Here is a 13,190-nt window from a genome sequence, read left to right as displayed (position 1 = left end):
CCAGAGCGGCTCGCGAGAGCCTGTTCGCAAGAAGTTGCCGAAAACATCAGCAACTGTTTTCAGCCGCGACCGTAGGCCCGTACAGACGTGCGGTCAAGACTTCAAACACAGCGATGCAAGGAGTTGTGCAAGGAGTTACCAACGGACGGGCCGTCAGATGACCGGACAGCCGGAACCGTCGGACCGCCGGAGCCGTCAGGCGGCCGGACCGCCGGAGCCGTCAGACGGCCGGCTGCGGCGGCTGCGCCGTGGAACCGCGGACGACGAGCTCCGGCTGGAACACGAACTCCGTGCGCTGGACCGGGTTTCCCTCGATCTCCTCCAGGAGCGTGCCGACCGCCGCCGTCGCCATCGCCTGGACCGGCTGGCGCACGGTGGTCAGCGGCGGATCGGTGAACGCGATCAGCGGGGAGTCGTCGAAGCCGACGACCGACACGTCCCGGGGCACGTCCAGGCCCCGGCCGCGGGCCGCCCGGACGACCCCGAGGGCCATCAGGTCCGAGCCGCACACGATGCCGGTGCAGCCCTCGGCGAGCAGCAGGTCGGCGGCGGCGTGCCCGCCCTCGACGCCGAACAGCGTGGGCCGTACGAAGCGTTCGGCCCAGACGCGCTCCACGCCCAGCTGCTCGCGCAGCTCGGCGACGAAGCCCTCGGCCTTGCGCCGCGAGGGCACGTAGCGGGTCGGTCCGATGGCGAGCCCGATGCGTTCGTGGCCGAGTTCGAGCAGGTGCCGTACGGCCATCCGGGCCGCGGCCCGGTCGTCGGGCGAGACGAAGTTGGCGTCGACGTGCTCGTTGAAGCCGTTGATGAGGACGAACGGCACCCCGCGCGCGGCGAGCCGCGTGTAGCGCACCGGGTCGGCGCTCGCGTCGGCGTGCAGCCCGGACAGGAAGAGGATGCCCGAGACCCCGCGCTCCACCAGCTGCTCGACCAGCTCGTCCTCGGTGGCCCCGCCCGGCATCTGCGTGCACAGCACCGGGGTGTAGCCGTGCCCGGCCAGGACCTGCTCGATGACCTGCGCGAAGGCCGGGAAGATGGGGTTGGTCAGCTCGGGCACGACCAGGCCGATCAGACCCGCGCTGCGCCGTTTGAGCCGTACCGGACGCTCGTAGCCCAGCACGTCGAGGGCGGCGAGCACCTTGTGCCGGGTCGCGCCGGCCACCCCCGCCTTGCCGTTGAGGACCCGGCTGACGGTGGCCTCGCTCACCCCGGACTGGGCCGCGATGTCCGCGAGCCGCGGGGCGCCCCCTCCGGCGCCCCGCGGCAGGGGGATCGTCACACCGCCCACCAGGCGGTGGTGTCGGCGGGCACCAGGGCCTCATCGTCGACGATCCGGATCTCCTCGCCGGAGGAGAGGAGCAACCGGCCGGGCAGCGGGACGGTGATGGCCCGGCCGGTGGTGTTGGCGGTGCAGACGAATCCGCCGCGGCGGAAGGAGAGCACACCCTCGGGTGCCTCCAGCCACTCGACGGACTCGCCCGCACCGAGTTCGGGGCGCTCGCGGCGCACGGCGAGCGCGCTGCGGTACAGCTCCAGGGTGGAGGTGGGGTCACCGGTCTGCGCCTCGACGCTCAGGCGCCCCCAGGTGGCGGGCTGCGGCAGCCAGGAGCCGCCGGAGCCGAAGCCGTACGAGCCGCCCTCGACGGTCCACGGGATCGGCACCCGGCAGCCGTCGCGGAAGCCGTCCTGGCCGGTGGCCCGGAAGAACGACGGGTCCTGGCGGACCTCGTCGGGCAGGTCGGTGACGTCGGGCAGGCCGAGCTCCTCGCCCTGGTAGACGTAGGCGGAGCCGGGCAGCGCCAGCATCAGCAGGGTCGCGGCGCGGGCCCGGCGCAGACCGAGCTCGCGGTCGCCGGGGGTGCGCAGCTGGGTGCCGAGGCCCGCCGGGTTGGCGAAGCGGGTGGCGTGCCGGGTGACGTCGTGGTTGGACAGCACCCAGGTGGTGGGTGCGCCGACCGGGCGCATCGCGGCGAGCGAGGCGTCGATGACGGTCCGCAGCTCGGCCGCGTCCCAGTGGGTGCCCAGGTACTGGAAGTTGAAGGCCTGGTGCATCTCGTCGGGGCGCACGTAGTTCGCGGTGCGCTCGACGGTCGGGGTCCACGCCTCGGCGACGAGGATGCGCTCGCCGTCGTATTCGGACAGCACCTTGCGCCAGGAGCGGTAGATCTCGTGGACGCCGTCCTGGTCGAAGAACGGCATGACGTCGTTGCCGAGCAGCTTCAGCTGGTCGTGGGCGCCGATGTCGGGCAGCCCGTCGGCCTTGACCAGGCCGTGGGCGACGTCGACGCGGAAGCCGTCGACGCCCATGTCCAGCCAGAAGCGCAGGATCGAGCGGAACTCGTCGCGGACGGCCGGGTGGTCCCAGTTGAAGTCGGGCTGCTCGGGCGCGAAGAGGTGGAGGTACCACTCGCCGGGGGTGCCGTCCGGGTTCCGGGTGCGGGTCCAGGCGGGGCCGCCGAAGATGGACTCCCAGTCGTTGGGCGGGAGTTCGCCGTTCTTCCCCTTGCCGGGGCGGAAGTGGTAGCGCTCGCGCAGCGGGGAGCCGGGGCCCTCGCGCAGCGCGCGCTGGAACCACTCGTGCTGGTCGGAGGAGTGGTTGGGGACCAGGTCGACGATGATCCGCAGGCCGAGCTCGTGGGCCTCGCGGATGACGGCGTCGGCGTCGTGGAGCGTGCCGAACATGGGGTCGATGGCCCGGTAGTCGGCGACGTCGTAGCCGGCGTCGGCCTGCGGGGAGGCGTAGAAGGGGGAGAGCCAGACGGCGTCGACACCGAGCTCCTTGAGGTACGGAAGCCGGCTGCGGATGCCCTCCAGGTCGCCCATGCCGTCGCCGTTGCCGTCGGCGAAGCTGCGCGGGTAGACCTGGTAGATCACCGCGTCTCTCCACCAGTCCGACTGCGTGCCGGTGGCGGGGGCGGCGTCGGCGGGGGCGGCGAGGTGCTGGGTCATGTCTTCCTTGCGTCGTAAGGACATTCGTACGCGGACTCGGGTGCGGGGCCCGGTGGAGGGCTCAGCCCTTGACGGCGCCGGCGGACATGCCGGTCACCAGGTGGCGCTGGGCGAAGAGGAACACCAGGGCGGCCGGGACGGCGATGAGCACGGAGGCCGCGGTCATCGGGCCCCACTGGGCGCCGTACTGGTTGACGAACTTCTGCAGTCCGCCGGCGAGGGTCATGTTCTCGTCGCCGACCATGAAGGCGGAGGCGTAGGCGACCTCGCCCCAGGCGGTGATGAAGGAGTAGAAGGCGGTCACCGCGATGCCCGGCTTGGCGAGCGGCAGGATCAGCCGCCAGAAGGTGCCGAACGGGGTGAGGCCGTCGACGTATCCCGACTCGTCGATCTCCTTCGGGATGGTGTCGAAGAAGCCCTTCATCATCCACGCGCAGAACGGGACGGCGATGGTCAGGTACGTGATGACCAGGCCGGTCGACGTGTTGAGCAGGCCCATCGACGACATGATGTTGTAGATCGGCACGATGAGGACGGCGACCGGGAACATCTGGGTGATGAGCAGCGTCCACATCAGTCCGCGCTTGCCGGCGAAGCGGAAGCGGCTGACGGCGTAGCCCGTGGTGGAGGCGACGAAGACGCCGAGCACGGTGGTGAGGGCGGCGACGAGCAGGGAGTTGCCGAACCAGGTGAGGAACGGGGTGTCGCTCAGCAGGTTCGTGTAGTTCCGGAGCGTCGGCTCCTTCACGAAGTCCGTGGTGGTGGCGAACTTCGCCGGCTTGAGCGAGGTCAGCAGGACCCACAGGACCGGGAAGACGGCGATCACGGAGGCGACGATCAGGGTGAGGTGCAGCCCGGCGGAGGCGAGCGGCGAGCGGCGGCCGCGGCGCGGGGCGCGGGCCGGGGCCTCGGCCGGCTTCCCGGCCGGGGCGGGGGCGGTTGCGGTGGTCACCAGACTTCTCCCTGCTTGCGGAGGACCCGCCGGTAGACCGCGGCGAAGACCATCAGGAGGATCAGGATCAGCACGCCCCAGGTGGAGGACTGGGCGTAGTCGCGCGGGCTGATCTCGAAGGAGAACTTGTACGCCTGGGTCACCAGGATCTGGGTGGCCTCGCCGGGACCGCCCCGGGTGAGCAGGAAGATCACCGGGAACATGTTGAAGGTCCAGATGGTGCTCAGCAGGATCACCGTCGTGGAGACCGAGCGCAGACCGGGCAGGGTGATGTGCCGGAAGCGCTGCCAGGCGTTGGCGCCGTCCATCTCGGCGGCCTCGTACATCTCGGTGGGGATGGACTGCAGACCGCCGAGCAGGGCGACCATCATGAACGGCACGCCGAGCCAGACGTTGACGGCGATGACCGAGAACTTGGCCCAGGTGGGGTCGTTGAGCCACGGCACGGCGTCGATGCCGCCGCCCGCGAGCAGCTGGTTGAGGATGCCGCGGCGCTCGTCGTAGAGGAAGCGCCAGGCGAAGACGGAGACGAAGCCGGGGACCGCCCAGGGAAGGATGAGCAGCATCCGGTAGACGGAGCGGCCGGCCATCTTCCGGTTGAGCATGTTGGCGAGGGCGAGGCCGAGGGCGAAGGTCACCGAGACGCAGGAGACCGTCCACACCAGGGTCCAGCCGAGCGTGCCGAGGAACTGGCTTCCGGTGAGCGCGTCGGCGTAGTTCTCGAGGCCGACGAACTCGTAGCTCGCGGGAATGTGGTTGACGCCGATGGACCGCTCGACGTTGCGCTCGTCGGCGTCGGTGAGCGACAGCCAGATGCCGCGGACCAGCGGATATCCGATGATCACGCCGATCACGACCACGACCGGGGCGACCATCGCCCAGGCGTACCAGTGGGTGGAGAGGGATCGCTTCACCGGTCCCCGCCGGTGGCCAGTTCCGCGGCTCCGGCCGCGGGCGACGTCGTCGCCCGCGGCCTTCGCCACCGACTGGCTGCTGGTGTCCACAGCCATCAGGCGGTCTGCCTTCCTTCCCGCTTCGGTGTTACTTCCAGTCCTTCAGGAGCTTGCGGTAGGAGTCGCCCGCCGTCTTCGCTCCCTGCTCCGGGGTCGTCTGGTTGGTGAGGACCTTGGTGTACTCGGTGACCAGCGGGGCGAAGAGGCTGCCGGTCTCCGGGATCCAGGGGCGCTCGACGGCCTTCTCGACGACCGGCTTGAAGAAGCTGATCATCGGGTTCAGGGCCACGTCCGACTTGCCGTAGACCGAGGTACGGGTCGGGAGCAGGCTGAGCTCCTTGGCGAACTGGGCCTGGACCTCGGGCGAGCTCATGTACTCGACGAAGGCGTAGGAGGCGTCCAGGTTCTTGGAGCCGGCGTAGACCGCGAGGTTGTGGCCGCCCTGCGGGGCGCCCTGGCCGGCGGAGCCGGCCGGGACCGGGGCGATGCCCAGGTTCGCCTTGTCGGCGAACTCCTTGCCCGTGTAGGTGTCGGCGACGGCCCACGGGCCGTTGATCATCATCGCGACCTTGCCGTCCTTGAAGGCGGCCTGCATGTTGTCCCAGCCGTTGGTCGCGTCGGTGATCGCGGCCTTGGAGTCCACCAGCTCCTTGACGGTCTTCATCGCCTTGACGCCGGCGGCGTTGTCGATGGTGACGGTCTTGGTGTCGGCGTTGACCAGGTCGCCGCCCTCGCCGTACAGGAAGGAGAGGAACCAGTAGGCGTCGTCGCCGCGCAGGTAGAGGCCGGTCTTGCCGGTCTTCTGCTTGATCTTGGCGGAGACGGACTTGAGCTCGTCGACGGTCTTGGGGACCTCGACACCGGCCTCCTTGAAGATCTTCTTGTTGTAGAAGATGCCCATGGAGTCGATGACCTGCGGCACGGCGTAGGTCTTGCCGTTGTACTTGGTGGAGGCGGCGGCCTGCTTGAGGAAGTCGTCCTGGTCCTTCAGGGCGGGGGTGCCGTCCAGCGGGGCGAGGTAGCCGAGGTTCGCGAAGTCCGGGGTCCAGGCGACCTCGGCGCGGATCACGTCGGGGGCGCCGGAGCCGGACTGGGCGGCGTTCTTGAACTTGTTCTGGGCGTCACCGAACGGCACGTTGACGTACTTGACCTTCACCTTGGGGTGCTTCTTGGTGAAGTCCTCGGCGATCTTCTTGAAGACCTTGTCCTCGGAGCCGACCGTGGAGGTGTCCCACCAGGTGACCGTGCCGGAGAGCTCGCCCGAGCCCTTCGTGCCGCCGCCGGTGGATCCGTTGTCGCCCCCGCACGCCGCCAGGGTCACGCCCAGGGCCGCGACCAGCGCGGTGGCCGCTATGCCACGCCGCATGTGAACTCCTTCGAATGGTCCCGGTGAGAACGAGGGGCTGAACACCTTCCTCATGCGACCGCTCCCTCGCGGCGCGCCGGGTTGGCAGGAACGTAACAGGGATGAAAACGAGCCGAAAGACCTTGCGGGAAATTTCTGCAAGACCCGGGGATCGTTACATCCACGTGTCCCGAAGGTTGCCGACGAGCCGCTTGACAGTCACGGAACCATGCCGTCTCTTGCAAGAACTTGCGCAAGCCCGCCGAAGGCGGCCGGAACGCGCGCGAGGTGGGCAAGGGGACGCCCGACCGGTACAGTCCACTCCCATGACCGCGCGGCTCGCCGACATCGCAGCCCAGGCGGGGGTCAGTGAAGCCACAGTCAGCCGCGTGCTCAACGGCAAGCCCGGTGTGGCCGCGGCCACCCGTGAATCCGTGCTGGCCGCGCTCGACGTGCTCGGTTACGAGCGCCCGGTCCGGCTGCGCCAGCGCAGCGCCGGCCTCGTCGGGCTCATAACCCCCGAACTGGACAACCCGATCTTCCCCGCGCTCGCGCAGGTCATCGGGCAGGCCCTCACCCGGCAGGGATACACCCCCGTGCTCGCCACCCAGACCCCCGGCGGGTCCACGGAGGACGAGCTCACCGACATGCTCGTGGAGCGGGGCGTGGCCGGGATCATCTTCGTCTCCGGCCTGCACGCCGACACCACCGCCGACACCACCCGCTACGACCAGCTGCGCGGCAAGGGCGTCCCGTACGTCCTCATCAACGGCTTCTCGCCCAAGGTGCAGGCCCCCTTCGTCTCCCCCGACGACCGGGCCGCGATGGTGCTGGCCGTGACGCACCTGGCGGCGCTCGGGCACACCCGGATCGGCCTCGCCGTGGGTCCCAAGCGGTTCGTGCCGGTGCTGCGCAAGATCGAGGGCTTCCGCAAGGGCATGCAGGAGCGGCTCGGCTTCGCCCCCGAGGAGGCCGAGGAGCTGATCCAGCACTCCCTCTACACCCTGGAGGGCGGCCAGGCCGCCGCCGCCGCGCTCATCGCCAAGGGCTGCACCGCGATCGTGTGCGCCAGCGACATGATGGCGCTCGGCGCGATCCGGGCCGCCCGGCAGCAGGGGCTCCAGGTGCCCAGGGACGTCTCCGTCGTCGGCTTCGACGACTCCCCGCTGATAGCGTTCACCGACCCGCCGCTGACCACCATCCGGCAGCCGGTGCAGGCCATGGGACAGGCGGCCGTACGGGCCCTCCTGGAGGAGGTCGGCGGGACGCCCGCCCCGCACAGCGAGTTCGTGTTCATGCCGGAACTGGTGGTGCGCGGCTCCACCGCGTCGGCGCCTTCGACCCCTACGGCACCCCCTACGCCTTAAGGCGGACCGGGTGCGCCCCGTACCCGACCGAGGGATGATCGGTCGAGGGGACGGGATCTGGCAGACTCTCGACCTATGGGTGAAACGACCGTGAAGACCTCGGAAAGTCGGACGACCCCGTCGTCACCCATCGTGGCCGGCGGCGGCTGGGCGCGGCTGCGCGTCCGTGCGCCCCGGCGTCCGAGGATCTGGTTCGAGATCCTGCTCATCGCGGTCAGCTACTGGATCTATTCGCTCATCCGCAACGCGGTGCCCGAGCAGAAGGCCCAGGCGCTCAGGAACGCCGACTGGATCTGGCAGGCCGAGCACTCGCTCGGCCTCGCTTTCGAGCAGACCGTCAACCACGCCGTGAACTCGGTGACATGGCTGATCGTGTCGATGAACTACTACTACGCCACCCTGCACTTCATCGTGACGATCGGCGTGCTGGTGTGGCTGTACCGGGGGCAGCCGGGCCGTTACGCGGCGTTCCGCACGGTCCTGTTCGCCACCACCGGTGTGGCGCTTGTCGGTTACTACCTGTATCCGCTCGCTCCCCCTCGGCTGATGAGCGGCCAGAACTTCGTCGACACCGTCCTCGTGCACCACACCTGGGGCTCGATGGCCTCGGGCAACCTGAAGAACATGTCGAACCAGTACGCGGCGATGCCGTCGATGCACATCGGCTGGTCGCTGTGGTGCGGCGTGACCATCTTCCTGCTGGCCAAGGCGCCCTGGGCGAGGATCCTCGGCCTGCTCTACCCGGCGGCGACGCTGGTCGTCATCGTGGCCACCGCCAACCACTTCTGGCTGGACGCGGTGGGCGGCGTGATCTGCCTGGCCTTCGGCTTCGCCGTCAGCTACGTCTGGTACGGCTCGCGCCCGCACAAGCTGCCCAAGCTGGTGGGGCAGGCCGCGGCCCCGGCCGCCCCGGACGCCTCGGCCCCGCAGGGGGCCGTCCCCGGTGGTCCGCCGCCGGTTGCGGTGGCGGACCGTGACGGGGCCGGGAAGACCGAGGAGACCGAGGACGCTCCGGAGCCGCTCAGCTCCGCCAGGTGATCCGGCCGCCCGCGACCGTGAGCCGGACCGGGGCCCCGGCGGTCTCGTCGGCCGGGGCGTCGACCGGGTCGACGGCGAAGGCGGTGAGGTCCGCCCGGTAGCCGACGGCGATCCGGCCCGCGAGGTGCTCCTCCCCCGCCGCGCGCGCCGCGTGCGTGGTCATGCCCTCCAGCGCCATCGCCCCGGTCAGACCCGGCCGGGCGGAGGCGGCGCCGCGCGGGGAGCGGGCGGTGGCGAGCACCTGACGGGCGTCGTAGTGGGCGATGGGCCAGTCCGAGCCGAGCGCCAGCCACGCGCCCGCCTCCCTGAGGTCCCGGCAGCGCCAGGCCCGCTCCGCCCGCTCCTCGCCGAGCCGCCTGGACCACTCGTCGGTGTGGTCGGCGCGGGTGTACGCGGTGTGCGGGGGCTGCATGGAGGCGACGACGCCGAGCGCGGCGAAGCGGCCGAGCTGGTCGTCGGGGACGGTCTCGATGTGCTCGATCCGGTGCCGGGGCCCCGGGCCGCCCAGGGTCTCCACGGTGTCGAGGACGTGCCGGACGGCGGCGTCGCCGATGGCGTGGGTGGCGGTGCCGACGCCGGCGCGGTGCAGGTGCCGTACGGCGGCGGTGTACGCGGCCGGGTCGGGCCAGAAGGCGTCGGTGCCCTGGCCGTGGCAGTCGGCGTGCTCCAGCCAGGCGGTGCCGCCCTCGACGGTGCCGTCCATGAAGAACTTGACCCCGCCGATCCGCCACAGCCGCCCGACCCGCTCCTGGAGCCGGACCAGCTCGTCCAGCTCCTCGGTGCTCGCGCCGGGCATGCACCAGGGCGCGAGGCGCAACCGCAGCGGCAGGTCGCCGTCGGCCTCGATCGCGGCGAGCAGGCCGGGGACGTCGTGGCCGCCGAGGTCCATGACGTGGGCGCCGGTGAGTCCGGTGGCGGCCATCGCGGACAGCAGCTCGACGAGCCGGTCGCGGCGCTCGGCGTAGGGCTGGGCGGGCAGCACGGGCGTCATCAGGTCCATGGCGGCGTGCTCGTTCAGGTGCCCGGTGGGGCGGCCAGCGGTGTCGCAGACGACCTCGGAGCGCTGGGCGAAGGCGCGCGGCCCGTCGATGCCGGCGGCCGCGAGGGCGGCGGCGCTGGCGAGCGCGGAGTGTCCGTCGTACAGCCGGAGGAAGGCGGGGGCGCCGTCGAGGACGTCCTCGATCAGCTCGTGGTGGACGGGCCGGCCGGCGAAGACGTTGTGGTCGAGGCCGAAGCCGAGGACCCAGCCGTCGCGGCGCTCGGCGCCCTTGAGGGCGGCGCGCAGTCCGTCGAGGTCGGTGACGGCGGACAGGTCCGTGCCGGTGAACATCTCCAGGCCCCACACGGGGTGGCTGTGGGCGTCGGTGAGTCCCGGGGTGAGGGTGGCGCCGGCGAGGTCGACGACCTCGGTGCGGGGGCCGCGCCAGGCGCGGACGTCGGTGTCGTCGCCGACGGCGGTGATCAGTCCGTCGCGGACGGCGACAGCGGTGTGGCGGGAGAGTTCGGGGTCGCGGACGCGGGCGCCGGCGAGGACGAGGTCGGGTGCTGCGGACACGAGGGATCTCCGGAAGGCGTGGGTTCGGCGGCGAAGCGGGCGTAGACCTCGGGGCGGGTGCGGCGCAGCCGGGCGGCGAGCAGGAGCCCGAGGACGAGGACGGCGGGGACGACGGCGACCAGGACCGTGTTGACGGTGGGCGAGGCGCCGGTGAAGAGGGCGACCTTGCTGGTGACCAGCCAGAGCGCGACGGCGAGCAGGACGGCGGCGGTGACCGGGGCCACGAGGGTGCGCAGGGCGCCCTCCTGGTGCGGGACGCGCCGGAAGTAGCGGACGACGGCGAGGGCGGCGAGCAGCATCAGCGCCATGAGCCCGAGCATGCCGGGGGTGTTCACCCAGAGCAGCAGCTGGGTGTACGGGTCGGCACCGGCGGCCGCGAAGCCGAGGACCACGACCGCGCCGAGTACGGTCTGGGCGAGGCCGGCGATGTACGGGGAGCGGTGGCGGGGGTGGACGCGGCCGAGGGCGGCGGGCAGGACGCCTTCCTCGGCGAGGGCGAGGGCGTAGCGGTTGATCGCGTTGTGGAAGGCGAGCAGCGAGGCGATGATGCTGGTCACGATGAAGACGTGCATCAGGTCGGCGGCCCAGGACCCGACGTAGGTGGTGATCGCGGCGAAGAAGAGTCCGCCGGTGTCGTCGGCGGCGGCCTGGACGACCTTCTCGTCGCCGAAGGCCTGGATGACGGTCCACACGACGAAGGCGTAGAAGAGGCCGAGGAAGCCGACCGCGATGTAGGTGGCGCGGGGGATGGTGCGGGCGGGGTCGCGGGCCTCGCGGCGGTAGATCACGGTCGACTCGAAGCCGGTGAACGCCGAGAAGGCGAAGGCGAGGACGGCCGCGGTGCCGGGCACGAGGACGTTGCCGGGGGCGAAGGAGGCGAGCGAGAGCCCGTCGGCGCCGCCGTCGAGGAGCACGCCGCCGGCGAGGAGCACGAGGATGCCGGTCTCGGCGACGAGCAGGACGCCGAGGACCTTGGCGCCGAAGTCGATGGAGCGGTAGCCGCCGTACCAGATGAGCAGCAGACCGGCGAGGGCGACCGGCAGCCAGGGCACGTCGATGCCGAGCAGGGCGTGGGTGGTGTCGGCGGTGGCGGAGCCGAGGAGTCCGTAGACGCCGATCTCCATGCCGTTGTAGCCGACCATCGCGATCAGGGCGGCGGCGATGCCCAGCGGCTTGCCGAGGCCGCGGGTGATGTACGCGTAGAAGGCGCCGGCGCTGCGGACGTGCCGGCTCATGGCGGTGAAGCCGACGGCGAAGATCGCGAGGGTGACGCCGGCGAGGAGGTAGCCGGCGGGGGCGCCGATGCCGCCGAGGACGAGGGCGATGGGGGCGACTCCGGCCATGACGGTGAGCGGGGCGGCGGCGGAGACCACGAAGAAGGAGATGTCGGCGGTGGTGAGGGTGCCGGTGCGCAGGCCGGGTGGCTCGTCGGGGGCGGGGGAACGGGTGGAGGACATGCGGGGAGAGCCCTTCCGGAGGGACGGGGGAAGCGGAAACCTAAAGCCTTTCGGTTGACTGGTGTGGCGCAATGTAGCCTCGGGTCCGACGATTCGGGAAGACCTGAACTGGGAGAAGACCTGCATGGGCCGGCCGCGCACGCCCCTCCTCGACCGGGAGCGCATCACCACCACGGCACTCCAACTCGTCGACGAGCAGGGCGACTTCAGCGTCCCGCAGATCGCGCGGCGGCTGGGTGCGCAGACGGCCTCGGTGTACCACCATGTGGACGGCCGGGACGGCATCGTGGAGCTGCTCCGGGAGCGGGTCTGCGACGCGATCGACGACGCCGCCCTCGACCTGGACCCCTGGGACGCGGCCATGGCGGCCTGGGCCCGCTCCTACCGGGCCGCCTTCGCCGCCCACCCGCGCGCCATCCCCCTCCTGACCACGTCCCCGGTGCGCGCGCCGAAGGTGCTCCTGCAGTACGAGAAGGCCGTCGCCCGGCTCCTGGCGGCGGGCTTCCCGCTCGCGGACGTCATGCCGGTGATCATCGGCCTGGAGAATCTGGTCCTCGGCTCGGCCCTCGACATGGCGGCTCCCGAGATGATGTGGGAACTCGCCGACGAGACCGCCACCCCCCGCCTGGCCGCCGCCCTCGCGGCGGTCGCCGGCGGCCGCTCGGACGCGTCCTTCGAGCTGGCGCTGGACGGCTATCTGGCCCGGTGCCGGCGGCTGCTGGACACCTCGGCCTGAGAGGAGGCAGCGGGCCATGCGCCCCGGCGCCGAGGGCTGACGGTCGCCTCCGCCTGAGACCAATGGGGCGCGACTACCACCGGGTCTACGCCCCGGTACCGGCGGCTCCTCCGAACCTCCGCCTGGGATCATGGATCCGACCACCGCCGGGCCGCACCCGGCGGGCATCAGCGAAGGGGGACCCCCATGACCCTGCTCATCCTGTCCGGCATCCTCGTCCTCGTCGTGGCGGGCTGCGCGTGCGTCGTCTGGGCCGCCCGCGGCGGCCCGCGCTGGACCCGCGGCGTGGCCCGGGCGACGCTTGCGGCCGGCGACGCGGCCCGCGCGGTCCAGCGGGCGGACCGCAAGGGCCGGAACGGCAACGACACGACGGCGGCGGGCGGCGGGGACGGCGCCTGAGCCCGGCGGCGGTGCGGGCATTCGCCCGGCCCGCGCTCGCGTGCGGGCCGCCGCCCCCGCCCGTGGGGGGCACCCGCCCACCTCCGCGTGGGCAATCGTCCCCACCCACCCCCGCGTGGCCCGTCGCCCCTCCCCGCCGCCCGCCGTGTGGGCAGTCGTCCCGCTTGGGGGTCCCCCCAGGGCGAAGCCCTAGGGGGAGGGACGGGTGGGCACACGGGACGGCGCCCTCTGCGGGCGCCTCCGCTCCTTGTTCCTGCCCGCACCACAAGGGCGCTGCGCCCCGGTGGTGACCGTTACCGCAAGGAGCCTGGGCCCGGCAAGGGGCGCCGTCCGTTGTGCCCACCCGTTCCGCCTGGGGGCACCCCCGGACGAAGTCTGGGGGAGGAACGAATGCCCACAACGGGGTGGACGAACGGCACCGCACCGGCGGGGCGAAGGC

Annotated in this window: 11 protein-coding genes; 4 read left to right on the top strand and 7 right to left on the bottom strand. The window is 71.7% G+C overall.

What is annotated here, in order from left to right:
• Positions 1–220: 220 nt before the first annotated feature.
• The 5 genes from ABTZ91_RS16860 to ABTZ91_RS16840 form a co-directional block, all read right to left on the bottom strand.
• Positions 221–1,288 carry a LacI family DNA-binding transcriptional regulator gene (locus ABTZ91_RS16860; protein ID WP_352077922.1) on the bottom strand — a complete coding sequence of 356 codons (1,068 nt, stop codon included), beginning with the start codon at positions 1,286–1,288 and terminating at the stop codon, positions 221–223.
• Positions 1,276–2,949 carry an alpha-amylase family glycosyl hydrolase gene (locus ABTZ91_RS16855; protein WP_352077921.1) on the bottom strand — a complete coding sequence of 558 codons (1,674 nt, stop codon included), beginning with the start codon at positions 2,947–2,949 and terminating at the stop codon, positions 1,276–1,278. The genes ABTZ91_RS16860 and ABTZ91_RS16855 overlap by 13 nt, the downstream gene beginning before the upstream one ends.
• 61 nt (positions 2,950–3,010) lie before the next feature.
• A complete protein-coding gene (locus ABTZ91_RS16850) occupies positions 3,011–3,901 on the bottom strand; it encodes a carbohydrate ABC transporter permease (RefSeq protein ID WP_352077920.1) in 891 nt (296 codons plus the stop codon).
• Positions 3,898–4,911: a sugar ABC transporter permease gene (locus tag ABTZ91_RS16845; protein WP_352077919.1), complete on the bottom strand. Its 1,014-nt coding sequence runs from the start codon at positions 4,909–4,911 to the stop codon at positions 3,898–3,900. Before ABTZ91_RS16845 ends, ABTZ91_RS16850 begins: the two co-directional genes overlap by 4 nt.
• 31 nt (positions 4,912–4,942) lie before the next feature.
• The gene (locus ABTZ91_RS16840; protein ID WP_352077918.1) at positions 4,943–6,220 is read right to left on the bottom strand and encodes an extracellular solute-binding protein; all 1,278 of its coding nucleotides are present in this window, start codon (positions 6,218–6,220) and stop codon (positions 4,943–4,945) included.
• A gap of 305 nt (positions 6,221–6,525) precedes the next feature.
• On the opposite strand from ABTZ91_RS16840, the gene ABTZ91_RS16835 reads away from it, so the two are divergent.
• Together ABTZ91_RS16835 and ABTZ91_RS16830 are read left to right on the top strand one after the other, a co-directional pair.
• A complete protein-coding gene (locus ABTZ91_RS16835) occupies positions 6,526–7,566 on the top strand; it encodes a LacI family DNA-binding transcriptional regulator (RefSeq protein WP_352077917.1) in 1,041 nt (346 codons plus the stop codon).
• 75 nt (positions 7,567–7,641) lie between these two features.
• A complete protein-coding gene (locus ABTZ91_RS16830) occupies positions 7,642–8,604 on the top strand; it encodes a phosphatase PAP2 family protein (RefSeq protein ID WP_352077916.1) in 963 nt (320 codons plus the stop codon).
• Here the strand turns inward: ABTZ91_RS16830 and ABTZ91_RS16825 are convergent.
• Together ABTZ91_RS16825 and ABTZ91_RS16820 are read right to left on the bottom strand one after the other, a co-directional pair.
• On the bottom strand, positions 8,588–10,159 hold the full coding sequence (locus ABTZ91_RS16825) for an amidohydrolase (RefSeq protein ID WP_352077915.1): 1,572 nt from the start codon (positions 10,157–10,159) through the stop codon (positions 8,588–8,590). The two genes, ABTZ91_RS16830 and ABTZ91_RS16825, sit on opposite strands and share 17 nt — an antisense overlap.
• The gene (locus ABTZ91_RS16820) at positions 10,066–11,616 is read right to left on the bottom strand and encodes an APC family permease (RefSeq protein ID WP_352077914.1); all 1,551 of its coding nucleotides are present in this window, start codon (positions 11,614–11,616) and stop codon (positions 10,066–10,068) included. Before ABTZ91_RS16820 ends, ABTZ91_RS16825 begins: the two co-directional genes overlap by 94 nt.
• Before the next feature lie 124 nt (positions 11,617–11,740).
• On the opposite strand from ABTZ91_RS16820, the gene ABTZ91_RS16815 reads away from it, so the two are divergent.
• Entirely contained in the window at positions 11,741–12,352 is a 612-nt protein-coding gene (locus ABTZ91_RS16815; protein WP_352077913.1) for a TetR/AcrR family transcriptional regulator C-terminal domain-containing protein, read from the top strand.
• A 186-nt stretch (positions 12,353–12,538) separates the two neighbouring features.
• Positions 12,539–12,751 carry a hypothetical protein gene (locus tag ABTZ91_RS16810; protein ID WP_352077912.1) on the top strand — a complete coding sequence of 71 codons (213 nt, stop codon included), beginning with the start codon at positions 12,539–12,541 and terminating at the stop codon, positions 12,749–12,751.
• Positions 12,752–13,190 lie beyond the last annotated feature (439 nt).

The sequence above is a fragment of the Streptomyces sp. NPDC126499 genome, assembly GCF_040302485.1.
Lineage (GTDB): Bacteria > Actinomycetota > Actinomycetes > Streptomycetales > Streptomycetaceae > Streptomyces.
Note: the sequence above shows the minus strand (reverse complement) of the source record. Positions and strands in the feature narration are given on the sequence as shown.